The sequence below is a fragment of the Haloarcula sp. H-GB4 genome, assembly GCF_030848575.1.
Classification (GTDB): domain Archaea; phylum Halobacteriota; class Halobacteria; order Halobacteriales; family Haloarculaceae; genus Haloarcula.
In genome coordinates this window covers 731,996-756,049 of record NZ_JAVDDX010000001.1, presented here as the reverse complement: position 1 = coordinate 756,049, position 24,054 = coordinate 731,996, and the positions used below count along the sequence as shown (strand labels likewise).

The window sequence follows — 24,054 nt, the reverse complement described above, 5'->3', positions numbered from 1 at the left end:
CTCCGTCAGAAGCCCCAGGCGCGGCGGTACTGCGGCGGCCCCTCGATTTCATCTGTCGCGTCGAGTTCCTTCGCAGCAGTCATCGCGAAGTACGGGTCCCGGAGGTGTTCACGGCCGACGATAGCCATATCGGCCCGGTCGTTGGCGATGACGGCCTCCGCCTGTTCGGGCGTCGTGATGCCGCCGACAGCGCCGACGGCGATATCCGACTCGGTTTCCTGTCGAATCTGCTCTGCGTACTGAAGCTGGTAGTTCGGGCCGGCGTAATCGGGGCGGGATTCGGGGTGGATACCGCCGCCGCTCACGTCGATGAAGTCCGCACCGATGTCAGCGAGTCGGTCCGACAGGCGCACGGAGTCCTCAACAGTCCATGCGTCGCGGTCGGGGAGCCAGTCAGTCGCCGAAATACGGACGAACACCGGCTTGTCGTCAGGCCAGACATCGCGGACAGCGGCGGTAACCTCTCGTGTCAGTCGCGTGCGGCTCTCGAAGTCACCGCCGTAGTCGTCCTCGCGGTGGTTCGTTACTGGTGAGAGGAACTGATGCAGGAGGTAGCCATGGGCGGTGTGAACCTCCGCGACCTCGAAGCCGGCGTCGAGTGCACGCTCGGCGGCGGCACGGAACGAATCGATGACAGCCTCGATACCGTCCTGGTCGAGTGCTGTCGTCGGTGGGGCCTCTTCGTCCTCGTACGGCCACGGGTCGTCGCTCGGGCCGACGACCTCCCAACCGCCGTCGTCGGACTGGAGCGGGTCGTGCCCATCCCACGGTCGTTCGATGGATGCTTTCCGGCCAGCGTGGGCCAGCTGAATGCCCGGTACGCTGCCCTGTTCGCTGATCAACTCCGTAATCGGTTCGAGTGCCGCTGCGTGCTCCTCGCTCCAGATACCCAGGTCTTCCGGAGAGATGCGACCGCGAGCTTCGACGGCAGTCGCTTCAGTCATGACCAGACCTGCACCGCCGACGGCACGAGAGCCGAGGTGTGTCCGATGCCAGTCGGTGGCGAGGCCGTCGCGGGCCCCACAGGAGTACTGGCACATTGGAGAGACCATGACGCGATTCGGGACTGTCGTCTCGCGAAGTTCCAGTGGTGAGAACAGTGCAGTCATCGATGAGGGTTCGCTGGCGAGACGGATAACCGCACTGGCGGCTGCAAGAGTCGTCGTTAGTTCCGGTGGCTCATACTGAACGGCCCCGCCGCAAGGCAGCCTATTCAGTCAGCGAGGCACCAGTGTTACTGGGCGCGACGACGCGAACTGTTCCGTCGACATCAGCCCTATCGAGTGCCAGCACGCCCGCTTCGCGGGCCTCCGATTCGTAATCCGCTGTCGTCAGTCCCCAGACGGTTGGCCCCCAAGAACTCTGGCCGGCCCCTGAAATAACTGGGGCGCTTGCCAGTGAATCGACGAGCGCACCGGCGGGCGGGCGGTAGACCCCGCCCTGTTCGTCAGCGTACCACGCACCATTGAGTCGGCCCAGCCGCGCCGCGGCCTGCCCGAAGTCGTCGTGGTCTCTGGTCGCAATCGCAGGGAGGACCCGGCGAGTCAGTAACGTCGAAATCTCGTCGGCAATGCCGGGGTCGGCACGCTCGACGGCCTGCCGCATGCTCTGGTCTTCCGCACTCCCACTCTGGCCGGGATCGGTGTCTGGAACGACGATGACAAAACGCCAGTGTGCAGGCACGTCGTGATGGGCCAGCACCGGCGGCACGTCCCAATCTCCCTCCGCCGGTGGCTCTGCTGTGAACCGCTCCGTCGGGTGACCACCATCGACGATGAACCCGCCTGACTCGAACGCGGCTACGCCGACGCCGCTCCGGCCACCCCGTCCCAGTTGCGGCGCGTACGTCCGTGCGTCAGCGGTCCGGTGGTAGGCCCGAACGACGGCAATGAGCGTCGCCAGCGAGAGCTGTGTGCCGCTCCCGAGGCCGACGTGTCGCGGGAACCGCTCCTTGACGGAGACAGCAGCACCGGGAACGTCAAGCACGTCGACGACGCGCCGGACGTACGGCTCAGTCGCCGGGTCGTCGCACTGCACCGTGTCGGCCCGTGTCGCCTCGACGGTCAGCCGCGGCTCATCGAGGGCAAGCCCGACGCCCCCATAAAGGCGCTCGTGGGCAAGCGAGAGGTTCTGAAACCCGAAGTGGAGTCGCGCGGCGGTCGTGACCGTCGGCATATCGCAGCGGAGGTCCCCGACGGAAAAGAACCTGCTGTCACCGGTGGGTTTCGCCGTACTTCTATGTGGGACGTTAGCGCGAGTACAAGTTATTTAAGGTTGCCCATGGCCACGGTGAAATATGAGCAATCAGGAGCGGCAAGAACGTCCGGAAAAAGACCCGGACCTGCGGAGTACCGAGGTAACGGAGGGGTACGAGAAAGCCCCCCACCGTGCGATGTTCCGCGCGATGGGCTACGACGATGAGGACCTCTCCTCGCCGATGATCGGCGTCGCGAACCCCGCCGCCGATATCACGCCGTGCAACGTCCATCTCGACGATGTGGCCGACGCCGCCTACGACGGCATCGACGACACCGAGGGGATGCCAATCGAGTTCGGGACCATCACCATCTCAGACGCCATCTCAATGGGGACCGAGGGAATGAAGGCGTCGCTCATCTCCCGTGAGATAATCGCCGACTCGGTCGAACTCGTCACTTTCGGCGAGCGCATGGACGGTATCGTCACCATCGGCGGTTGTGACAAGAACATGCCCGGGATGATGATGGCCGCCATCCGGACGGACCTGCCGAGCGTCTTCCTCTATGGCGGGTCGATCATGCCCGGTGAGCACGACGGCCGGGAAGTCACTATCCAGAACGTCTTCGAGGGCGTCGGCGCAGTCGCCGACGGCGAGATGAGCGAAGGCGAACTCGACGAGATGGAACGTCATGCCTGCCCCGGTGCGGGCTCCTGTGGTGGGATGTTCACCGCCAACACGATGGCATCTATCTCCGAAGCGCTCGGCTTCGCGCCGCTTGGGTCGGCTTCTCCACCGGCCGAACACGAGTCACGCTACGAGGAAGCCCGCCGAGCCGGCGAACTCGCCGTCGAGGTGGTGCAGGAACGTCGTAGCCCCTCGGATTTCCTCACCCGCGAGTCTTTCGAGAACGCCATCGCTCTGCAGGTCGCGGTCGGCGGTTCGACCAACGCCGTCCTTCACCTGCTTGCGCTCGCGGCGGAGGCCGGCATCGACCTCAATATCGAGACGTTCAACGAAATCAGCGCCCGGACGCCCAAGATCGCCGACCTCCAGCCTGGCGGCGAGCGGGTCATGAACGACCTCCACGAGGTCGGCGGTGTCCCGGTCGTGTTGCGGGCCCTGAACGACGCCGGCCTGCTCCACGGTGATGCACTCACGGTCACGGGCAACACAATCGCGGAGGAACTCGAACAGATCGACCCGCCAACGGTCGAGGACCTCGATGTGGACTATCTCAATACTGTTGCGGACCCGATCCACGAACGCGGTGCGATCCGCATCCTCTCGGGTAACCTCGCGCCCGACGGCGCGGTCATCAAGATTACCGGCGAGGACCACCTCCACCACGAGGGACCGGTCCGCGTGTTCGAACAGGAAGAAGGAGCCATGGAGTACGTGCAGGAAGGCCACGTCGAGTCCGGCGACGTGATCTGTATCCGCAACGAGGGGCCACAGGGCGGCCCCGGTATGCGCGAGATGCTGGGCGTGACGTCGGCCGTCGCCGGCCAGGGCCACGCCGAGGACGTGGCGCTGTTCACTGATGGCCGCTTCTCCGGCGCGACCCGCGGCTTCTCTATCGGTCACGTCGCACCCGAGGCGTTCGTTGGCGGCCCAATCGCCGCTCTGGAGGACGGCGACACCGTCACTATCGACATCGACGACCACGAACTGTCGGTCGACCTCACAGAGGACGAAATGGAACAGCGCCTCGAAGACTACGACCCAGAACCGACGTACGACAGCGGCGTGCTGGCGAAGTATCACAACGACTTCGGCTCCGCGGCCAACGGTGCGGTGACGAACCCCGGCGCAAAGTGGGAGTGAGAAACCGACAATAAACGGACATTTCACTGGACCGTGTGGAGTGAGATCCGGTTTTTTCGCCCACGTTTTTCGAGGGCCCCTCCCGAAGTGCCGATGGCGCGAGGAAGGGGGACGCTGAAAGAGGCGGGTGGCTAGCGGTGCGGTGACGAATCCCGGCGCAAAGTAGACTGAGAAGCCGACGGTAGTCGGACCTTTCACCGGACCGAAGGGAGCCGTCAGCGCGGCAGTACAGACTTATTTCCGTGTAACCGTGATGAGCCCCTCTTTGAGCGCCGCTTCGAACCGCTCGTCCAGTGTCATCTGGTCCCAGCCGTCCGGCCGGTTCTCAGCGGCGATTGCAGAGAGCGACTCGACCAGCGACCTGTGGAGGAACCGTTCGTTCTCGCCGCACTCGCTGCAGGTCCTGATGATCGACCGAACCTCGAAGTCCCGCTCGACGCCGGCCTGGCATCGGGCACACACGTACGTTTCGGACACACCTGCCCATACGCTGTCCGGATACTCGGTTGTTGTGAATCCTTTCACTTGGGTATCATTACTGGGTATCGGCTATCCTGTCGACGGCTCTTCCTCTCGGCAATCACCACACAGTTCTCTAGTTTGAGGACAGCCATCGTGATACGAGAGTGCTGTATAGCGACCAGCCAGCCCAGTTAGCGGGCCAACACAGAAGACGACCTGTCACTGCGGACGGCGCTAGTCAGTATTGGTCACAGGGGCTCGTCCCGTTGTTGCGTCCTGTTGCAGCGTTATCATGACTACTAAACCTATTTACAATCACAGTACAAATCGTGGGCGTGTTGATGTCCCCGCCGACTGTCCTCCTCGTCGCTGCCGAGACTGCTGCCGGAGAGCAGTTACAGGCGGCACTTGAACAGGCAGCAATTGACGCCGTAGTTGATACGACCGAGCCCGACTGCGTCGATACGACACTGCTACGTACTGCGGTTGACTGCCTCGTCGTTCCGGTGACGTGTGAGGGGATGGCGGGCGGCCATCTGGCGGAGGCAGCTACCGGCCTCTATCCGGACCTCCCAGTGATCATGTATGGCAGTGCGGCGGACCGCGGAGACCATATTCAAACGGTCGCTGCGGACAATCTGGGATCGCCGGAACTGGCAGCCGCAATCGGTGCGGCACTCGAAAACAGCGAGACAATGGCCGCACGACCGGCGTCCCGGCCGGAGACGATTCTCGCCACGATGTTCGAACGAAACTCCGAACACCTGTACGTAAAAGACACTGACAGGCACTATCTGTTGCTCAACGACTCTTCGTACGCACCCCCAGAACTGCTTGGCCGGCGAGACGAAGACGGGCTCCCCGCCGGGGCGACGTATCTGGATGCGGCACGCGGCGACGACTTACAGGTAATCAACGACGGGACCGACATCCTCGACGTCCACGAGTTCTCGCCGTCAATGGGGAAACACCTCCGAACGTCGAAGGTCCCCTGGTACGACGAAACCGATGAACTGGCCGGCCTCATTGGCATTACGCAGGATGTCACTGACCAGAAGGAGCACGAACGGCTCCTCAGGCAGCAGAACGAACGCCTCCGGAAGGTGGCGTTGCTGGCCGCACACGAACTCCGAAACGAACTTCAGGTATCGACCGGCCATCTCTCGCAGGTTGAGGCCGACGACGAGCATATCGACGCAGTCGAGCGTTCTATCGACCAACTCTCTGGGATTGTTGATAAAGTCGTCTCGCTGGCCACAAGTGACTCGCCGACGTTCGAGCCCGAACAGCAGTGGCTCTCGACGGTCGTCTGGGACGTATGGAGTTCGCTGTCGCTCGAAGCCGCGTCGCTCGAAGTAACATCTGACAGGCGACTGCTGGCGGACGCAGAGTCGATGCGACTGTTTCTTGAGATACTGCTCTCGAACGCCGTTGAGTACGGCGGCCCCGATGTTGCGATTCGCGTTGGGGCCACGTCGTCGGGATTCTTCGTTGCGGACGACGGGCCCGGCGTCGATGTCTCGCCACCAGAGCGGGTGTTCGAGGCGGGGTACGCATCAGAGAAGCAAAACAGCGGGTTCGGACTCTATATCGCGAATCGGATCGCAAAAGAACACGGCTGGTCGCTGTCCGTCGATGACAGCGAGGACGGCGGGGCGCGATTTACCGTAACCGACGTGGAACGACCCGATTAAAGCTCAAAGGTCTCGTCGCCGTCAAGGACGTGGACCTCGGCGTCGCTTCCGGTGCCTTTGACCTCGTTCACGAAGTCTTGCGTCTCGATTTCGATGGGCGGGAACGTATCGTAGTGCATCGGGAACGCGTGGTCGACGTCCAGCCAGTCGACGGCAATGGCGGCCTGCATCGGCCCCATCGTGAAGTGGTCGCCGACTGGTACCGCCGCGGCATCCGGTTCGAGGAACGGACCGATGACATCGCGCATCTCAGTCATGAGACCGGTGTCGCCGGCATGGTAGAACGTCGTCGACTCCGCGTCGCTGACCTGCGTCGGCTTCGTGTCGGAAATGATGAATCCGCCCGGCATCCCGCCGCTGGTACCGTAGCTGGTGTCTATGCCGTTGGTGTGGTCGGCCCGGTGCATCGTGACGAAGGCGTCGCCGATCTCGACGGTGCCGCCGAGGTTCATCCCCATGCCGCCGACGGCGTCGAACTCGCCAAAGTTGTCCTCGCAGTACTCGACTACTTCCGGCGTTGCCACGAGTCCACACCCCTCGTAGCGGTCCACGTCGCCGATATGGTCGGCGTGACCGTGGGTCAACAGCACGTAGTCGGGGTCCAGTTCCTCGGGATCGGTGTCTGTGTGTGGATTATCGAAAAACGGGTCAATGAGCAATTCGGTGTCGTCAACTGTCACGTGCCACGTCGAATGGCCGTACCATGTGAGTTCCATACCGGATACACGCTACTCGTGGCGTCTACTTAATATTACAGTGGACGAGCCTCGTGGTGTTCGATCCAGAGACCGGTGCCCAGCTATCATCGCAGGCAGCAGTCAGTCATGATGGGTATCCGAAAAGTCTTTCAGAGTATTCTCTGTCTGTCCGTTACACAGGCCCAACCCGTACCGTGCTTCGATGGGGAACGCTCTGGGGACGGGAACCGAAGTCGTTTTATAATTTTTAGGCTAGCCTAAAATCATGCCGAGCAACTCAAATGACCAGTCGGAGCTGACACGACGCGAGTACGTCGCCTGCGGCGGCACGGTCATCGCTGGTGGACTGCTATCTGGGTGTACGGGAAGCAGCGGCTCAGACCCGCCGAATTCGACAGACTCGGAGACTACCACGGGAACGACCACAACAACAGCAACGGAGTCCAAACCGACGGAGACGGCGGCCACCGATAAACCCTATCGCGTCACCGTCGAACCAGTGGGGGAGGTGATGTTCGAGACAGTGCCACAGACGTGGGTCGCAGAAAACGCCAGCTGGGCCGATATGGGCGTCGCACTCGGCCTGACCAAACCCAGTGCAGTCGTTCTCACCGGGGAGTACCGTACGTGGCATTACGAGGACGTTCCGGGACTTTCGCCGTCGAAAAGCGATATGAGTTCACTGTGGCAGGATGGAATCTCGAAGGAACTGCTACTCGAAATCGACGCCGGTGTTCACTTCATCGACCCCAACTACATGGCGAATCTCATCCCGAACTGGGGCCGGTCGGACGTCGAGGAGATGCACGAACGCGTCGGCCCGTTCTGTGGGAACACCAGTTTCTCGACGTACTCCTGGCACGAGGACTATCCGTACTACAGCCTGTACGAAGCGACCGAGAAGGTAGCCGCAGTGTTCCAGCGACAGGACCGGTTCCGGGCACTCTCGAATCTCCACGAAGCGTTCCTCGACCGATTGAAGGAACGGCTCCCCCCGGAAGACCAGCGCCCGGAGATCGCGCTCCTCTCACCAGGGTCAATCGAGCCGGAGACGTTCTATCCGTACCGGCTCGGGGACCGGACGGCGTACAAGCACTGGCGCGACCTGGGTGTGAGCGACGCGCTCGCCGGGAGTGAGATCCAGAGCTTCACCTCTGATCGGGGGACAATCGACTACGAGCCGCTTCTTGAGATCGATCCGGAGGTGCTGATGCTGTACACGGATACCCATCGTACAGATGCGGCATTCGAGGACACGTACCGCTCATTTCTGCAGGACCACGACACAGCAAGCCAGCTCACTGCCGTGCAGAACGGCGCTGTGTACCCGGCTGGCGGGATGTATCAGGGACCGATTATCAACCTCTCGAAGACAGAGCGCGCCGCAAAACAGCTGTTCCCGGACGAGTTCGACGAGGAAGAGACGCTGTATGACCGCCAGCGAATCGCGGACATTCGCGCTGGCGAGATCTAACCGTCGCCGCTTTCGGACCGAACCCGAGAGAGCCGCATGGCGTTCCCGGTCACAGCCGTTGTCATCCCGGCGTCGCCGGCCAACACAGCGGCCCAGATGGGAACGACGCCGAACGGCACAGCGAGCGCGAGCCCGGCCTTGACCGCCAGGCTGGCCCAGATGTTCTGCCGGATGACGCCGTTAGCGTCGTTCGCCAGTTCGTACAGATACGGGAGCTTCGAGAGATCGTCACTCATCAGGGCGATGTCGGCCGTTTCAAGCGCCGTGTCCGTGCCGGCGGCCCCCATCGCGACGCCCACACTCGCGCTCGCCAACGCCGGTGCGTCGTTGATACCATCCCCGACCATCGCAACGTCTTCGTACTCGGCGACGAGGTCATCGATAGCGGCGACTTTTTCGTCAGGCAGGAGTTCGGCCTGATAGTCGTCGATACCGACTTCTTGGGCGATAGCCCCCGCGGTGCGTTCGTTGTCACCGGTAAGCATCACCGTCCGCTCGACGCCCAGATCCCGGAGCCGTGAGACGGTGGCTTTCGCCGCTGGGCGCACCTCGTCGGCAACGGCGATGACACCCTCTATCTCTTCGTCCGTGCCCACGATGACGACCGTCTTCCCTTCAGCCTGAAGTTCGGGCACGGCGTCTTCCAGCAGGTCCAGACAGTTGTTGCGCTCACAGAGTTGCTGGGCCGTTTTCGTGACAACGCCACCATCGGTGGTGGCGTGGACGTGTGAGAGATCGAAGCCAAGGTCCTCGAATAGCCCCGGCTTCCCGGCGTAGTGGGGTGTCCCGTCGAGGTCCGCCCGGACGCCCTTGCCAGTGATGCTCTCGAAGTCATCGACGTCGGCGCTTTCGACGCCGGTCGTTCCCGCCTCCGCGACGATGGCTTCGCCGATGGGGTGTTCGCTCCGCTGTTCGAGTCCGCGGGCGCACTGCAAGACCTCGGCTTCGGTGTTCCCGTTCAGTGGAAGCACGTCGGTGACGGTCAGTTCGCCTTTTGTCAGCGTGCCCGTCTTGTCGAAGGCGACCACGTCGACCGCGCCCATCGCTTCGAGGTGGTTGCCACCCTTGATGAGCACGCCGTTTTTCGCGGCACTGGTGATACCTGAGACGACCGACACGGGCGTCGAGATGACGAACGCGCAGGGACAGGCCAACACTAACAGCGTCAGGCCGTGCACGACAGCGGTCGACCAAGCCACCCCGAATACGGCGGGGGACGCCAGCGTCACAAGGACGGCGAAGGCGACGACGACCGGCGTGTAGTACGCTGAGAAGCGCTCGACGAACTGCTCGCGCTCGGTCTTGTTCGACTGGGCGTCCTCGACCATCTGGACGATGCGCGAAAGGGTGTTGTCGCTGGCCGCCGCCGTGACCTGCACTTCCAGATACCCCTCCTCGTTGATCGTCCCCGCGTACACCTCGTCACCCTCGGTCTTGTCGACCGGGACGCTCTCGCCAGTAATCGGGGCCTGATTCACCGCGCTCGTTCCGTCGATGACCTCGCCGTCCATCGGAATCTTCTCGCCGGGCCTGATGACGACGACATCGCCGACCTGTACGTCGTCGACAGGCAGTACCTCCTCTTCCCCGTCACGCTTGACCGTCGCTTCATCGGGCGAGAGGTCCATTAGTTCCGCAAGCGAATTCCGCGCACGGTCCATCGAGTAGCGTTCCAGCAACTCCGCGACGCTGAACAGGAACGCCAGCGTTGCGGCCTCGAAGTACAGCGCCTCGCCGAAAGCCAGGCTCGCGGTGAGCGCGCCCAGAATGGCGATGGACATCAGCAGGTCGATGTCCAGATTCCGGTTTTTCAGGGAGAAGTAGCCGCCACGCAGGATTTCCTGGCCACCGGTCGCTACCGCGATGAGAAACAGAACGTCGTCGACGTACAGCGGCGTCCCCAGAACGCGTCCGACTTGCGCGTTCGCACCGGGCAGCAAGAAATCCAGAAAGAAAACGAGGCCCAGGGCGACGAACACGCCGCTGACCCACGTCTTCAGCGCCCGTGAGCTGGTCCAGATCGAGTTGTTCTCGTCCGACTGACCGGCCCCCGTGTCGTCCTCGCCCGTCGTCTCCGTAACCTCGTACCCGGCGCTCTCGATAGCCGCCGCGATGTCCCGCTTCGCCGTCGCGTTCGGGTTGTATGTGACAACGACTGTTCCGGTAGTCGGGCGTGTTTCGGCACTTCTGATGCCGTCGACCCCGCCGAGCGCGCTCTCGACCTTGCCGGCGCAGGATGCACAATCCATCTCCGGGACGCCGAACCGCAACGTCTTGCCGCCGTCGTCTGCGACAGTGTAGCCCGCCGCTTCGACGCGCGCCGCTATCGCGTCCATGTCGGTCTCGGTTTCGTCGTATTCGACGGTGAGCTGACCCGTTGTTACCTGCGGGTCAACGGCCTTGATGCCAGACAGTTCACGGACGCTCGACTCGACCTTGCCCGCACAGGAGGGACAGTCCATCTCTGGGACGGACAGTTGTGCGACGTGGGCCCCATCGTGGGAGTGCGCTGCTGGAGGAGGGTCGTCACTCGCACTGCCACACCCGTCATCGTTCGAACAGCTGTCGGACTCCGTCATTACCGGTGCTAGGCTACCCGGTCTTATTAATTCAGCTGCTAAATTAACCGCTCAAAGTGGGATTGATTAATAAATAAATTCAGATTCGTTATTAAATCGGCCGATATCGACCGTGTGGCTGACTGAGCCAGCAGCGACCCTCAGTCGAACGGCGTCGTCCGCGTCGGTTTCCCCTGTGCGTACCGGATCCAGCGCCGCATATGCCGGCCGACTGCCCAGAACAGTACTACAGTCATCGCCAGTAGCGCGGACAAGAAGACGATTCCCAGCCGTATCGGTTCCTCGGTCGGGAGGCCGATGAGCAACACGATTGTGCCCACGAGTGCCATCTCGACACCACACCGCAGTCCGGGCAACACGAACCCCGGTGTCGGCGTTTTCGTTCCCGATGAATCCTCTGCCATGCACCCCCGTATGCTATCGGGACGATTGTAGTTTGTGCCCGCTTGCGGGACCGAGCTGAAAGCCAGAGCGCACGGCAATCAGGCACTCTGGTTGCGGTAAAGAGTTCTGACCGTGCCTTTTTCGCGGCCCAGACCCACGCCCCAGTATGAAGCAGTCTCTCACTCGCCGGGCGATGTTAGGGGCCCTTGGGACAGCCGTCGCGACCACGGCTGGCTGTCAGAGTCCCGGGACCGGCAGCGACTCAGGTGGTGACACCGGAGCTCAGTCGGAGTCAGCCGACGCGGTCGCACAGTCCGATAGCGTCTACACCAACGTGTATCAGGAGGTAGCCGATGCCGTCGTCTCGATTAGAGTGTACGCCGAAGACTCCCGTGGTGGGCAGGGGAGCGGCTTCCTCATCGACGACGAGCATATCGTCACGAACGAACACGTCGTTGCGGGCGGGGACGAGTACTACGTCCGCTTTGCTGACACCGGCTGGCGCGCTGCCTCCGTCGTCGGCTCAGACGTGTACAGCGACCTGGCGGTTCTCCGTATCGGTGCGACGCCGGACGTGACACCCCTCTCGTTTGTCGAGACCGAACCCACAGTCGGGACCGAAGTCGTCGCTATCGGGAACCCCTTCGGACTGTCCGGCTCAGTGTCCGCAGGCATTGTCAGCGGTGTCGACCGCACGCTCCAGAGTGCTAACAACTTCTCCATCGCCGATGCGGTCCAGACTGATGCGCCGGTTAACCCGGGCAACAGCGGCGGCCCGCTCGTCACGCTTGAGGGCGACGTGGTCGGCATCATCAATTCGGGCGGCGGCGACAACGTCGCATTCGCCATTTCGGCCCCGCTCGCACAGCGCGTCGTGCCGTCACTCATCCAGACCGGCGACTACGACCACCCGTATATGGGTGTTGGACTCCGGAGTGTGTCGCCGCGGGTCGCTGAGGCGAACAATCTGGACCCCGGGTCAGGGGTGTACATCACCCGTGTCGTCAGTGATGGTCCAGCGGCGGGCGTTCTACAGGGCAGCGACGGAGAAACGATGATTTCGGGGACAGCGATTCCAACTGGCGGTGACGTGGTCAGGCAGATGAACGACACTCCGACGCCGACGCGGCAGGCGCTGGGGAGCTTTCTCGCGCTAGAGACCAGCCCCGGCGAGACAGTTGACGTGCTGGTCGAGCGAGACGGTGCACAGGAAACAGTCGAACTCACGCTCGGTTCGCGCCCAGAGCCGTAACGAACGTTGTCAGCCGGATCTGCTGCCCCGACGGTGATTACTGCGTCTGGAACTCGCTCTGTTCGCTACGGCCGCCACCGGCTGCGATGTAGCCGACGGCGGCGGCGAGCGGCAGCGTCACCGGGAGTCCCGCGATAAGCAGGCTGATACCGAGACTTTCACCGACGAACACGTAGATTCCAGCGCCGGCCGCGGTGACCGTGACGAAGTCCATGATGGTCGCCAGCGCGGCCAGTCGAAGGCGAACCGCGCGCTCGGGGACCGCACCTGCCGCTGCTCGGTCGCGGTGCCACAGCAGGACGTAGCCAGCGAACAGCGCGGTCAGGCCGGCCGACACGCCCACAGGAAGGCCGATGAGCAGCGAGAACTCTATCTGCGGTTCGAAGCCAGCGGTTACTGCAACGGTCGTGACAGCAAACGCAAACGCGCCCAGAAGCAGGGCGACAACGATGCGGACGTGCGTGTTCATACGTAGCAACTGAACGAACGTGTATAAATAGTCAGCCGCTGCCACGGAACAGGGTATTCAGCGGCGTTTCGCACAGTGGCCCGTCAGCCCCGTCGCGTCGGCTTATTCTAACGGCTCGGCGGCGTCTTGTTCGACCAGCGGGTCGGCGTTGTCGGCCGGCAGTGTCACCACGTCGTCGGTTGAGAGGTCGTACTCGCGCTGGTCGACGCCGAATATCTCGCCCACGTCGTCCGTGATACGAACCGTCCGCCGGTCTACGTCGGCGGCCCCGGCCGTGCCAGCACTGGCTGGTGACTGCGTACCGCCGTCAGCCTGCGTCGGGTCCGCCGCCGGGCCGGAGGGCGACTCAACACTCTGTTCGGCTGGTGGGACAGGAACATCATCGCCGGGCGGCACGTCCGCCGGCTCGGACTGGCCGTCGACTGTGGGATTGCTGCCTGTGTCCAGCTCGGGCGGCGGCGTTGGTGCGTCAGAGTCCGGCGCGGGCGGGGACTGGTCCCCACGGCTGCCCATCATGTCAGCCGCGTCAACGCCGGTGTCCGGCGTCGACTGCTCGGGCTCGCCGGCTGTCGCGTCGTTTGCTGCTTGGTGTGGGTCCGGGTCAGGAGCCTGTCTCTCATCCGAGTTCGGCTCGTCGCCGACCGCGCCGGTCGGAGCCTCGCCCGCAATCACATCGAGGACGTGGCCCCGGTTGGATTCGATGGCCTCGACCATCGTTTCGAACAGGTCCCGTTCCTCCTGTGTGAGACCGTCGTCCTCGGTCGGCATGTCCGCCGCGGCCAGCGACGCCATCTTGACAATTTTACCGACACGCCGCTCGTACACAGCCTCCACGGTCTGCTCGGCGGTCTTGATATCGTCGGTCAGGCGATTGACCTCGGGCGAGTCGAACGGGTCCTCGGCGCGCTCGGCCGCGCGGTCGCGCTCCGACCGGAGCTGTTGGATGAACTGCCCGGCGTCCTCGTAGAACGTCTCGCGCAGCTGCTGGAGCTGGTCGGTCTGGCGTTCCCGCGATTGGACGGACTGGAGCTCGTCTACGTTCATTCCTTCCCCTTCTCGGCACGCCCGCGGGCCATGAGAAATACGCCCACGTGCTCTGGTACAGTCTGATTACCCGCCTCCAGTGTAAAGCTATCGCCATCTAGTTCGACGAGGCCGCCGTCGGTCACCTCGACGGTGATGTCGTGGCCCCGGAAGGTTTCCGGGACGGGGTCGACCAGCGGGTCGAACGCGTCGAGATCGTCGCGGTCGATGCGCTGGACCTCCAGCCCGCTGCCGCCGTGGAGCGAGCCCGGAAGGCGAATAAGCCGGTTCGTGTCCGTCGTCACCGGTTCATCGATCGGTGCGTTGTCTGCTGCGACGACCTCGTGGAGCAGAATCTTCGCCAGCTGGTAGAACGCCGGATGTACGTCGATGTTGCCGGCTTCCAGTTGCTCGTAGTTCGACCGGGCGGCGTTCAGTGCCGCCGTCGCCTTCCCCTCGCCGATGCCGTCGTACTCCTGCAGTCGGTCGAGGGCGTCCGCTTCCTCCATCGCGAGCAGGTCGTCGACGACGGCGAGCATATGTCGGTGTGCGCGGGCGCTCCACCCGCCCTCTGTCGAGAGCGTCCGCTTCTGTGCCGGGCTGGACCGGCCAGCTGTGCCGGCGACAGACTCCTCGTCGACGAGTTCGTCGAACTCTAGGCCGATGCCACGAACGTAGTCGACGACCTCCCGGCGCGCGTCCCGCTCCAGGTGCCGGATACGCTCGTCGCGGACGTGGACGTGGTAGCCCCGGCCACCGGAGAAGACGATAGTGAGATCATCGAAACCGAAATCGTCTTCCAGAAAGTCGAGCAGCCTGCGCAACGCGTCCTTACACTTTGCGAGCATCTCGGCGTAGCTGTCCTCGCCCAGTACTACGGAGGGCAGGTGATCGGCGTCGAGGTCGAACACGAGGTCCGAGGAGCGCCAGCCCTTGTCCGACATCGTGGAGGCGCTTGGTTCGTCGTAGCGGCCCGCGGAGAAGTAGACGTGGCGGGGCTTCCGGCGACCGAGAAAATCCTCGATTTCGCCGAGGTCCAGCAGCGAGCGATGGCGGACCATCGTCTCGCCGGGGCCTTCGGTCCACGGGATGAATCCCCATTCACGTTCGTTCGCGGCCGGTGGCGGCGTTACGGATGCCTGTCGGTAGTGATCGCCGAACCGGCCACGGAGGTACGCGCGGGTCCGCTCTTCCATCGGCTACCTCGTTGGGGAGGTCCCTTGAAAAGCGTTCGCTTAGCCGCGCAGGAACTTCGACAGTTTGTCCGTAATCGAGTCCTCGCCGAGCTTGAGGTAGTAGGCGTCGCCGCCGTCCTCGTAGTAGTTGTCGATGCGACGCGTAATCTCGAAGCCGATGTGTTTGTAGAAGCCGATGGCCTCCCGATTCGTCGCCCGAGCGTGGCAGGTCACGCTGCCGTAGTCCTCGGCGACGCGGGCGACGAGTCGCTTGCCGAAGCCGTGGCCCCTGTACTCGTCATCGACTGCGAGAAAGAGAATGTAGCCGTCGCGTCGAACCGCAGCGAAGCCGATGAGGCGGTCTTTGGAGCGGTCGGTGTAGAGATAGGTGGTCGACCGTCGGTAGGCGTCGCGAAAGAACCCCCGCCGCTGTCGAAGGACGCCGTCGGATTCTCGGATGTCCTCCTTGAGCCGCCACGCCGCGTCGACGTGTTCGTCGTCCCCGCGTTCGACGATCTGTGTCTCGATGTTGACGCTCACTGCCGTATAAGTAGTGGCGGCGTGGATATAATTCCACCGCCTACAGAGCGGGGTATCCAACCGTCCAGTTCCGCGGGCCGGACGAACAGGGTTAGGTAGGCAGCGCACGAATTCTCAGGCATGGACACGCGTCTCCCGAGTGGTGTCGTCAGCGTCGCGCTCGCGCTCGCGCTCCTTTCGCGACCCGCGGCGGCACACGTCGACTACGTGACAGATGGGCCGGGCGAGGCCCTCGACGCGGTGGCGTTTGCGATATCGGTACTGTCGAGCCCGGTGAACGCGGCTGTTTTCGGCATCTCGGGACTGGCTGTGACTGGCGGCCTCGCGGCGTATCTCTGGGTCCGGCCGACGATTGCGGACATCGTCATCCTCCGGAACGTACTCGTCGGCTACTCGGACCTCGTCCCGTGGATGCTCCGACTCAGCGTGGGACTGCCACTCGTCGGTGCCGGTTTTCAGGGGTATCTGTTCGCCCCGACGGTGACGTTTGACCCCGCCACGAGCCCGGTCGTCCGCATCCTGTTTATCGGGCTGGGGTTCACACTCCTGTTCGGGCTCGCGACCCGTATTGTCACCACGATCGGGCTAGTGACCTTCGGCTGGGCGCTGAGCGTTGACCCCGGTGTTGTTCTCGCCATGGAGTACGTGCCGGCGTTTCTGGCACTGCTGATACTGGGCGGTGGCCGCCCGAGCGCGGACCATATGCTCCAGCGAGTCGCCAGCACCGACGGGACCTACTACGGGCGCATCGACCCGGTGCACCATCTCAAGGGGTTTCTGGACGCAACAACGGCACCGTACCGTGAGTACGTCCCGGTCATCATCCGAATCGGAATGGGCGTGACATTCATTTTTCTCGGACTGTTCCAGAAACTCGCTGAACCCGGCCAGGCACTTCTGGTCGTCGAAAAGTACGACCTCACCGCCGTCGTCCCAGTCGACCCCGGGATGTGGGTGCTGGGTGCTGGCCTAACTGAGATGCTGGTCGGTCTGGTGCTGATATTCGGCTTCATGACTCGTGGGGCCGCGGCTGTCTCCTTTATCCTGTTCACCACAACGCTGTTCGGGCTACCAGACGACCCGGTACTCGCGCATATCACGCTGTTCGGAATGGCCTCGGCAGTGTTCACGATGGGTGCTGGACCGCTCTCATTCGATGACTGGTTTGGTCGGCCGGCACAGAACGACCGTGAGACCGTCGTTTCGACGGACTGAGAAGGCGACAGGTCAGTTCGCGCCGTCCCACTGATCTAGCTGGGTCCGGTTTCCGCTCGCGTTGTAGTATATCGTGATCGTGTCCCGGGCGCCCACTCGTCGCTCGTAGGCGTTACCGCTGCTCAGCTGTGCGAGGTCGCCCGGGCCAATCATCGCGTCTGGCTCCCGGTTTGCCACCTGCGCCCAGGTGACAGTTCTGCTTGGCCCTTCGAATTCGACGTTCCCGGCTTCGAATTCGTCGCCGCGTTCGTGTGTGACAATGAGCAGTTCGTTGTCCTCGACGTAGTCGTAGCTAAAATTCGCCTGTGGGCCACCGCTGTCGTCGTCCTCGATGACGAGGACGTTCAGCCCAACCATGGCCGTCACGAGTAGCGTCAGCCCAATGAGGACGGCGACGCCGATGGTCTCTGACATCCCAACTGTCTCAGTCCTGAACTGTCCCATAGCCGTCTATCACCCCTAATGTGAGACGGCGTTAAATGCTGTTCGACGGCGAGGGGAAGACACATATCGGTTCAACTCACAGCCACCGGTATGATAGACGAGACTGTCGAGGAGATCTCGGAGATGCAGACCCACAGTTCCTCCGTGGTCGCAGTCAAAGCTGCCCAGGCGCTCCGGGACCTGACTGACAGGGAGTACCCGACGGTCGAGGATTACCTCCGTTCGCTTGACCGGAATAGCAGCGCCCTCCGACGAGCGAACCCCTCACACGCTTCCCTCCATACGACTCAGCACCGGATCGTGAACACCGTCTCAGACGCGGAGCCCGGCGACGTGGCGGCCGCCAAAGAACTGACCAATGAGGCTATCGACGACGTTATCGACTCGGTGGAGTCATCGAAGGACCGCGCCGCTGCCCGTGCCGTGTCGGAGATCGCTGATGACGACGTGCTGTTGACGCATGACTTTTCCTCGACGGTCCTTGCGGCCATCGACGACGCCATCGAAGCCGGCCACAGCTTCGAGGTGTACGTTACGGAGTCTCGCCCACGCTTCCTCGGTCGAAAGATGACGCGCCACCTCTCCGACCGGGACGGGGTTGACGTGACACTCATCGTCGACAGCGCCGCCGGACACTTCATGCCACAGGTCGACCGCGTGCTCGTCGGCATGGACTGCATCGTCGACGACACGCTGTACAACCGCATCGGCACGTATCCGATTGCGACGGCGGCAGCGGACAACGACGTTCCAGTGACGGTCGTCGGGGCCGCCGCGAAGTACGTCGACGGGGCCTTTGCCTTCGAAAACGAAATTCGGTCACCGTCAGAGGTGCTCCGGGAGCCGGCAGACGGATTCGAGATCGCAAACCCGGCCTACGACGCCACGCCGACGCACCTGCTCGATACCGTTGTCACTGACGACGGAATCCACGAGTACTGAGACGGACTGCTGTACGTTTGTTCTAATATCACTGTCCAGCAGGACGGGTCACAACAACGGGAAGCAGGATCGAAGGTTCTTGTTGCTGGCAGTGAATAAGCATGTATGGACGACACTGCCCTCCTTCGTCAAACCATCCGCCGGTGTACCGCTGTACTCGTTGCAACCCTGGCCACGGTCGGTGTGAGTCTGCAGGGTTCTTGGGATGCGGGTTTCTTGCTCATACTGATCATCGTCTCAGTAGTGTATCTCGTTGTTGAGTTCATCAAAGTGAACCCGCCTGCTGAGAACCCTGAAAGTTCCTCGTCTACAGAGGACGAGAGGTAATTACGTACTCTACCGCTGCTGGACGACAGTGTCACAGTCTGGACACTGGAGTTGGAAACTGTGCTCGGTTGCTTCAGTGGTCCAGTCGCCCGTGACGGCACTCTCGTGACCGCAGTCGGGACAGAACAGTGATGTCTTGGACCGCGTCTGTGGTGGTGGGTCTGAATCGACCGCACTGGTCGTGTAGATTTCGGTGGAGGTCATCAAGGAAAAGAACGTGCTGTACGGTCAAAAATGTGTCGGCAGAATGTTTGATTGTTCACGCACAATGTGGAATTAGTATAGTTTAAATCTCAGTAAATGTGGACACACGTGCCAAACTTTAGCCCTCACATATACATTCGGTCATCTCCGAACTGATCGGAATCAGCGGCGTCCATCTGTTCGGCGAGTGCCTGATAGTGGGCCTCGATGTTCGCAGCGAAGTCCTCCAGTGGACCGGTGTCAATCTGGATCGAGTGGCTCTCTTTCAGCGCAGTGAGCAGTCTGATTGCGGCCGCCACGTCGGGCGCTTGCGGATGGGTCGGCGTCGTGAACACACCGGTTGGAAGCGACTCATCGATTCCACGCGTGACTAGCTCGGCACTCAGTCCGTCGAGGAACCCGTTTCCCATGGGTCTGATGTCGGTGTCGTCGAGATACGATTCCTGGTACGCCGGAGTTGCGATGTAGAACGGGACGTGGTCGTCCGGGCCGTGTGCGATGGGGACGCCGGTGAGCATCGTGATGTTTGAAACGTCCAGCCGTGCGCCAGCGCTCGCGACCGCTTCGGCGACAGCCCCTGCCTGTGCCGGTAGCACGAACCGCTCGCCAACTAAGACGGCAAACGACGCCGATTCGTCGACGTATAGCCGCGTGTGATGTCTCGGGGTTCCGTTTTCGAAGGGAGTAATAAACGGCGGCCCCGGAATCCGTAGATGGCCGATTTCGCGCATCGACTGCTGGTCGGCAAGATAATCGACGGCCGTGAGGCCAGCTAAACCGTACTCCGAGACACCGACCGCCAAGGTATCGACCGGTGGCCGGTCGTCTGAGAGAACCACCGAGATATCGTTGGACGACATACATGTTCAGATACAGTTGGAGGATTAAGTAGTTCGGGAGGGGAATCCTTTTCTCGTGGCAGGATTGATTCCATGTCATGCGTTTTGGCCCTGCCTGGCCGTTGCAGACACCCACTCCAGCGCCGACCGAAGCCGCGACGGAGGTGGCGACAGAGGTAGCCACCGACATTGGTGGGTTGCTCCCCTTCGAAATTCCGATGTGGATTGCCAACATCGGGAAATCCCTGATCGTTATCGGGCTGGCAATCGTCGTTTCTCGCGTTCTCGTTCGTCTTCTGGGCCGACGTGTCGCTCAGCAGTTCCGGCGGCCAAGTCTCACTCGAACGGCGCTGCGCGGCATCCGTGCCGGTGTGTACATTTTCGCGTTGCTGACCATTCTGGGCATTTACGGCCTGCAACTGGGCGACATCGCGCTTTCCGTTACTGTGTTCACAGCCGTGGTTGGTGTCGTGCTGGCCCCGATTCTTGGGGGCCTGATCTCCGGCGTCTTCTTGCTGGCTGACCAGCCCTTCGAGATCGGAGATATGATTGAACTCGTCGACACCGGCCAGCGGGGGTTCGTCGAGGACATCACGCTCAGACACACAAAGATATTCACCCTCGACAATACGTTTCTCGTCATCCCCAACGGGGAGATTCGCCAGCGGGATGTCGTCAACTACTCGGCGGAAGACTCACGGACACGGCTGTCGCTCGACGTGATGGTCACGTACGAGAGTGACATCGCCGTCGCACGAAGCCTCATCGAAGCGGCGGCCCGGGAAGTAGACAACGTCATCTCCGGCGGCCCGGACATCCGCGTCGGTGCGGCCCGGTATCCCGCCTCGCCGACGGTGTACATCAACGAGTTCGCCGACCACGGCGTGTTGCTGACACTGCGGTACTGGGTGACCGAACCGTACAAACTGCTCGCCGCCCGCTCGAGAGTCCAGACGAACGTCTGGCGGCGGCTCGAGGATGCAAGCGTCGAGATCGCGTACCCGCACTCACACCTATACTTCGACGACACCAGCGGGGAGATGAACGTCTCACTTACCAACGGATTGGGCGGACTTGACGGCGTTGACCGGTCCCAGACGGTCACTGGTGACTCCCCTGTCCCGCCGCGTCAGGATCCCGATGAACTCGGCGACGAGTGACGGCTGGACTGGGCATCCGGCTGGGCGGTGACGATTTCGCAATCGAGTTCCTCGCGGAGGAACTGTTCGACATCAGGGTCATCAACCAACCGACGGATCATCTGTCGCCAGCGACTCGCCTGTTTGCTCCCGATGACGACGATATCGGCGTCCTGTGCAGCAACCTCATCAAGGATCGTTTCTTCCACCAGCATCCCCGACCGGACGACGTACCGCGTTCGCGGGACGTGACCGAACGACTGCTCGACGGCGCGTTTGAGCTCTGTCCGGTCGACGTGGTGGCCGTTCTGGTATAGATTTACGTGTAGGACGGTGAGGTCCGCGTCTTCTTCGTCGGCGATCTGAATGGCCTCCGCAAGCGTGGCTCGGGAGTTCTCCGAGAGTGGGTATCTGACCGGGACGACGACCTGTGGCATCGGCGGAACGTACCGCGCCGAGGTTTAAATCGCTAGCGACGAGTGAGTCGGCCGTCGACCGCCGGGGTGATGTCCGTCTCGCGGACGTAGTCGGCCAGCGCCTCGTACTGTACGTCGGCAACACTGACCCGATGGGAGTCGGTGAGGACCGGGAACTCCAACTCGGTGTAGTAGAGGTAGTTGCTCGTCGCGAGCGTGTACGTTTCGGTGTCGCGAACCGGTCGCCCGTTGACCCGCAGTCGCTCAATGGTTTGTGTGCCATCGTTCCAGACCAGTTCGACGCCGCTGAAATGGGCGTGCCACCAGTCCGACTCTCCGAACGAGACCTGTTGCCCGCTTCCCTGTCGACACAGCGTCCGAAGCTCCGCTCCCGTCAGTTCGGCGACTGTCAGGGGTTCCTCGAAGGGGACGACAGAAACCATATCGGCGACCGTCAGCGCCCCATTGAGCGGAACCATGTCGTTCCGGAGACCGCCGCTGTTCTGGAGGGACACATCTGCGCCCGTCGCCCACCGGTACGCGTCCGCGACGAGGTTGCCGAGCCGGCACTCGCCGTCGTAGGTCGTCGCCCTGCTCCGGTCCAGCGGGTCCTCAACGTGCCCGATGACTTCATCGAGTCCCGCCGCAGAGAGTCTGTCCTCGATCGTCTCGGCGACGCGGTTGTCTGCGGGACCGTCAACAGTTTCGTGGAACTTCGCAGTCGGTTCCGGCCCGGCGAGATCGACCTCGACGACGGCCCGTCCGTTGGCTCCCGGTCTGGTAAGTAGCGTGCCAGCGATGCGGTCGATGCGGCGCTCATGGATGTGTCCGCCGAGGATTACGTCCACGTCGGAGGCATGGGCCAGTTTCTCGTCAGTCTGCCCCAGATGCGAGAGCACCACAATAACCTCCGCCCCGGCATCCCGAAGCGCTGTGGCCGCCTCGCTGACAGCCTCAACGGGGTCCGTGAACGTCAGCGTCGTCGCCTGTGGATTGGCCGAGGCCGTGTCCGGGCTGGTGACACCGACGAAGCCGACCTGCACCCCGTCGACGGTGCGACTCGCCCACGGTCGGGTCAACCGTCGGGCGAACCGCTCACCGTCCTGTTCGACGTTCGCAGTCAGCCACGTCTGTGGCGAACTCGCAATAATCTCCCGCGTCGCGTCGAGTCCGTGGTCGAAATCGTGGTTACCCAGCGTCTCGAACGCGGGCGTCAGCGCGGTGAAGAGGTCAAGCGACTGCTCGCCGTCGGTGACCAGCGACAGCACTCCCGGACCGGTGTTGTCCCCGGTTCCGACTACCAGCGCATCCGGGCCGTCAGCGGCGGCCACTGTCCCCGCAAATCGACCGATTCGCTCGGGAGTATCGTACGCCTTCTCCACGTCGGAGTAGTGGATGATCCGGGGACTCACACCCACAGTGCAGGGGAACCAGCCACTAATGGTTTCCGCAGTGATTTAGCCGCTGGCCCGTCATGAGCCCATATGGACGCACTCGACGGTCCCGACGGCGAGACGCTGTACGTCGACCGGAGCGATGGCGACACCGGTACGAAAGGCGCGTTTTACGTTGCCTACCGCGACGCCGACCGCGAGCGTCGCTGGGGCTACTTCTGTGGCAACTGCGAGACGTTCAACAACGCGATGGACTCAATGGGACGCATCCGCTGTAACGACTGTTCGAACCTCCGCAAGGCCGAAGAGTGGGACGCCGCTCACGAGTAGCAGTCAGGTCTGAGCGGGCGACCTATCAACCAGGTGGCTAGTGGGAACGTTTATCAGATAGCCAGTGGTACTGGATCTCAGATGGGGGCCGTTACCACATCACTCGACGAGCAGGCCCGGTCGATATTCGATGACCTCGGATACACCGTGTCGCGCACTGGCACCGAACTGCGAGCGGAACGCGACTGGCGCGTCGTCACTGTCTCAGTGCTCGATTCGCAGGACCCAATACCTGACGGCGGCGATTTGCGCTGTTTCGTCACACGTACGGGCGATGCGACGCAACTCAGCCGCCGTCTCAATCGGCTCGACGTATCCTATGACTGGGCCGTTATCGGGATCACCGAAGACGGCGACTACGAGGTGGTCCGTCACCCCGGCGACACAGCTGTGTCAGCTGACGCCAACACTTAGGGGCCTCTCTCTTCATCATCCGGCGTGCAAGTCGGTGTCATCAATCGAGCGCTTGAACAGCTAGTCACGAACGTTGTTGACGCACTCCCGCGCCTCATAACCGCGTTCGTCTTTCTTGCGATCGCTGCAGTCGGCATCAAGGCTATCATGTTCGTCGTCCGGGCCGTTCTGAAGCGGTCGCTGCCCGGCGAATCGCCCGTGTACCGACAGTTTTTGTCGGTGATCGTACTCGTGTTCCTGTGGTTTGGTGTGGCGCTGTCGTTCCTCTCTATCGTCGGCCTGACCGCCATCGCCGCGTCCCTTGGAACTGCAACGGGATTCCTCGCGCTTGGCGTCTCGTACGCGCTCTCGGAGATGATCAAGGACGCTGTTGCTGGCGTTTACCTCCTCCGAGATCCCGATTTCAACCCTGGCGACACCGTCAAAGCCGGCGACACCACCGGAGAGGTAGCCGCCATCGAACTCCGGAAGACACGGTTCCGTGTCGACGGTGACACTGTCGTCAGAGCGAACGCGGCTATCGAAGAACGCTGGACGAAGGTCGGCTCAGAGTCCTGAGCGGGGTCAAGTGCCGCGCTACCCGTTCACACGTGGTGTTTAAGCCTATCGACATCTT

26 protein-coding genes are annotated in these 24,054 nt (G+C 62.5%); 11 read left to right on the top strand and 15 right to left on the bottom strand.

Going from position 1 to position 24,054, the window contains the following annotated elements; genetic code table 11:
• Positions 1-5: 5 nt before the first annotated feature.
• Entirely contained in the window at positions 6-1,109 is a 1,104-nt protein-coding gene (locus tag RBH20_RS04015) for an NADH:flavin oxidoreductase/NADH oxidase (protein WP_306705747.1), read from the bottom strand.
• A gap of 100 nt (positions 1,110-1,209) precedes the next feature.
• Positions 1,210-2,175 carry a beta-ribofuranosylaminobenzene 5'-phosphate synthase family protein gene (locus RBH20_RS04010; RefSeq protein WP_306705745.1) on the bottom strand — a complete coding sequence of 322 codons (966 nt, stop codon included), beginning with the start codon at positions 2,173-2,175 and terminating at the stop codon, positions 1,210-1,212.
• 121 nt (positions 2,176-2,296) lie between these two features.
• Here RBH20_RS04010 and ilvD point away from each other — a divergent pair, with 121 nt between their 5' ends.
• Positions 2,297-4,024 (top strand): dihydroxy-acid dehydratase, encoded by a 1,728-nt coding sequence (gene ilvD, locus RBH20_RS04005; RefSeq protein WP_306705743.1) that lies wholly within the window; start codon positions 2,297-2,299, stop codon positions 4,022-4,024.
• A 234-nt stretch (positions 4,025-4,258) separates the two neighbouring features.
• On the opposite strand, the gene RBH20_RS04000 is transcribed toward ilvD, so the two are convergent.
• Positions 4,259-4,501 carry a hypothetical protein gene (locus RBH20_RS04000; protein ID WP_306705741.1) on the bottom strand — a complete coding sequence of 81 codons (243 nt, stop codon included), beginning with the start codon at positions 4,499-4,501 and terminating at the stop codon, positions 4,259-4,261.
• Positions 4,502-4,827: 326 nt separating this feature from the next.
• Between RBH20_RS04000 and RBH20_RS03995 the strand changes: the two genes are divergently transcribed.
• Positions 4,828-6,180: a hybrid sensor histidine kinase/response regulator gene (locus tag RBH20_RS03995; protein ID WP_306705739.1), complete on the top strand. Its 1,353-nt coding sequence runs from the start codon at positions 4,828-4,830 to the stop codon at positions 6,178-6,180.
• Here RBH20_RS03995 and RBH20_RS03990 read toward each other — a convergent pair.
• Positions 6,177-6,896 (bottom strand): metal-dependent hydrolase, encoded by a 720-nt coding sequence (locus RBH20_RS03990; RefSeq protein WP_306705737.1) that lies wholly within the window; start codon positions 6,894-6,896, stop codon positions 6,177-6,179. The genes RBH20_RS03995 and RBH20_RS03990 overlap by 4 nt on opposite strands.
• Positions 6,897-7,143: 247 nt before the next feature.
• Between RBH20_RS03990 and RBH20_RS03985 the strand changes: the two genes are divergently transcribed.
• Positions 7,144-8,352: an ABC transporter substrate-binding protein gene (locus tag RBH20_RS03985; protein WP_306705736.1), complete on the top strand. Its 1,209-nt coding sequence runs from the start codon at positions 7,144-7,146 to the stop codon at positions 8,350-8,352.
• Here RBH20_RS03985 and RBH20_RS03980 read toward each other — a convergent pair.
• Together RBH20_RS03980 and RBH20_RS03975 are read right to left on the bottom strand one after the other, a co-directional pair.
• The gene (locus RBH20_RS03980) at positions 8,349-10,931 is read right to left on the bottom strand and encodes a heavy metal translocating P-type ATPase (protein ID WP_306705734.1); all 2,583 of its coding nucleotides are present in this window, start codon (positions 10,929-10,931) and stop codon (positions 8,349-8,351) included. The genes RBH20_RS03985 and RBH20_RS03980 overlap by 4 nt on opposite strands.
• Positions 10,932-11,071: 140 nt before the next feature.
• Positions 11,072-11,335 (bottom strand): hypothetical protein, encoded by a 264-nt coding sequence (locus RBH20_RS03975; protein WP_014039944.1) that lies wholly within the window; start codon positions 11,333-11,335, stop codon positions 11,072-11,074.
• A 146-nt stretch (positions 11,336-11,481) separates the two neighbouring features.
• Here RBH20_RS03975 and RBH20_RS03970 point away from each other — a divergent pair, with 146 nt between their 5' ends.
• The gene (locus RBH20_RS03970) at positions 11,482-12,567 is read left to right on the top strand and encodes a S1C family serine protease (RefSeq protein WP_306705731.1); all 1,086 of its coding nucleotides are present in this window, start codon (positions 11,482-11,484) and stop codon (positions 12,565-12,567) included.
• Positions 12,568-12,604: 37 nt separating this feature from the next.
• Here RBH20_RS03970 and RBH20_RS03965 read toward each other — a convergent pair whose 3' ends face one another.
• The 4 genes from RBH20_RS03965 to RBH20_RS03950 form a co-directional block, all read right to left on the bottom strand.
• Positions 12,605-13,036 carry a hypothetical protein gene (locus RBH20_RS03965; RefSeq protein ID WP_306705729.1) on the bottom strand — a complete coding sequence of 144 codons (432 nt, stop codon included), beginning with the start codon at positions 13,034-13,036 and terminating at the stop codon, positions 12,605-12,607.
• Positions 13,037-13,138: 102 nt separating this feature from the next.
• Positions 13,139-14,080, bottom strand: a complete 942-nt coding sequence (locus RBH20_RS03960) for a hypothetical protein (RefSeq protein ID WP_306705727.1) — start codon at positions 14,078-14,080, stop codon at positions 13,139-13,141.
• Complete coding sequence (gene priS, locus RBH20_RS03955; protein WP_004962717.1) at positions 14,077-15,255, bottom strand: DNA primase small subunit PriS; 1,179 nt, start codon at positions 15,253-15,255, stop codon at positions 14,077-14,079. Before priS ends, RBH20_RS03960 begins: the two co-directional genes overlap by 4 nt.
• 39 nt (positions 15,256-15,294) lie before the next feature.
• Positions 15,295-15,774, bottom strand: a complete 480-nt coding sequence (locus tag RBH20_RS03950) for an N-acetyltransferase (protein ID WP_306705724.1) — start codon at positions 15,772-15,774, stop codon at positions 15,295-15,297.
• Between the two features lie 120 nt (positions 15,775-15,894).
• Between RBH20_RS03950 and RBH20_RS03945 the strand changes: the two genes are divergently transcribed.
• Positions 15,895-16,989: a DoxX family protein gene (locus RBH20_RS03945; protein ID WP_306705723.1), complete on the top strand. Its 1,095-nt coding sequence runs from the start codon at positions 15,895-15,897 to the stop codon at positions 16,987-16,989.
• 12 nt (positions 16,990-17,001) lie between these two features.
• Here RBH20_RS03945 and RBH20_RS03940 read toward each other — a convergent pair whose 3' ends face one another.
• On the bottom strand, positions 17,002-17,433 hold the full coding sequence (locus tag RBH20_RS03940; protein ID WP_306705721.1) for a type IV pilin: 432 nt from the start codon (positions 17,431-17,433) through the stop codon (positions 17,002-17,004).
• A 90-nt stretch (positions 17,434-17,523) separates the two neighbouring features.
• On the opposite strand from RBH20_RS03940, the gene RBH20_RS03935 reads away from it, so the two are divergent.
• The gene (locus RBH20_RS03935; RefSeq protein WP_306705719.1) at positions 17,524-18,375 is read left to right on the top strand and encodes a translation initiation factor eIF-2B; all 852 of its coding nucleotides are present in this window, start codon (positions 17,524-17,526) and stop codon (positions 18,373-18,375) included.
• A 105-nt stretch (positions 18,376-18,480) separates the two neighbouring features.
• Positions 18,481-18,702, top strand: coding sequence for a hypothetical protein (locus tag RBH20_RS03930; protein ID WP_306705717.1), 222 nt, complete (start codon positions 18,481-18,483; stop codon positions 18,700-18,702).
• 9 nt (positions 18,703-18,711) lie between these two features.
• Here RBH20_RS03930 and RBH20_RS03925 read toward each other — a convergent pair whose 3' ends face one another.
• Together RBH20_RS03925 and RBH20_RS03920 are read right to left on the bottom strand one after the other, a co-directional pair.
• Positions 18,712-18,906 (bottom strand): hypothetical protein, encoded by a 195-nt coding sequence (locus RBH20_RS03925; RefSeq protein ID WP_306705715.1) that lies wholly within the window; start codon positions 18,904-18,906, stop codon positions 18,712-18,714.
• A gap of 125 nt (positions 18,907-19,031) precedes the next feature.
• A complete protein-coding gene (locus RBH20_RS03920) occupies positions 19,032-19,766 on the bottom strand; it encodes a proteasome assembly chaperone family protein (RefSeq protein WP_306705712.1) in 735 nt (244 codons plus the stop codon).
• 77 nt (positions 19,767-19,843) lie between these two features.
• Here RBH20_RS03920 and RBH20_RS03915 point away from each other — a divergent pair, with 77 nt between their 5' ends.
• Entirely contained in the window at positions 19,844-20,905 is a 1,062-nt protein-coding gene (locus RBH20_RS03915; RefSeq protein WP_306705710.1) for a mechanosensitive ion channel family protein, read from the top strand.
• Here RBH20_RS03915 and RBH20_RS03910 read toward each other — a convergent pair.
• Positions 20,875-21,321, bottom strand: a complete 447-nt coding sequence (locus RBH20_RS03910) for a universal stress protein (RefSeq protein WP_306705708.1) — start codon at positions 21,319-21,321, stop codon at positions 20,875-20,877. The genes RBH20_RS03915 and RBH20_RS03910 overlap by 31 nt on opposite strands.
• Positions 21,322-21,353: 32 nt before the next feature.
• The gene (locus RBH20_RS03905) at positions 21,354-22,712 is read right to left on the bottom strand and encodes a bifunctional UDP-sugar hydrolase/5'-nucleotidase (RefSeq protein WP_306705707.1); all 1,359 of its coding nucleotides are present in this window, start codon (positions 22,710-22,712) and stop codon (positions 21,354-21,356) included.
• 72 nt (positions 22,713-22,784) lie between these two features.
• Here RBH20_RS03905 and RBH20_RS03900 point away from each other — a divergent pair, with 72 nt between their 5' ends.
• The 3 genes from RBH20_RS03900 (at position 22,785) to RBH20_RS03890 (ending at position 23,996) form a co-directional block, all read left to right on the top strand.
• Entirely contained in the window at positions 22,785-23,024 is a 240-nt protein-coding gene (locus tag RBH20_RS03900; protein WP_306705705.1) for a DUF5816 domain-containing protein, read from the top strand.
• Between the two features lie 81 nt (positions 23,025-23,105).
• Positions 23,106-23,438 carry a hypothetical protein gene (locus tag RBH20_RS03895; protein WP_306705703.1) on the top strand — a complete coding sequence of 111 codons (333 nt, stop codon included), beginning with the start codon at positions 23,106-23,108 and terminating at the stop codon, positions 23,436-23,438.
• Between the two features lie 24 nt (positions 23,439-23,462).
• The gene (locus RBH20_RS03890; protein WP_306705702.1) at positions 23,463-23,996 is read left to right on the top strand and encodes a mechanosensitive ion channel domain-containing protein; all 534 of its coding nucleotides are present in this window, start codon (positions 23,463-23,465) and stop codon (positions 23,994-23,996) included.
• Positions 23,997-24,054 lie beyond the last annotated feature (58 nt).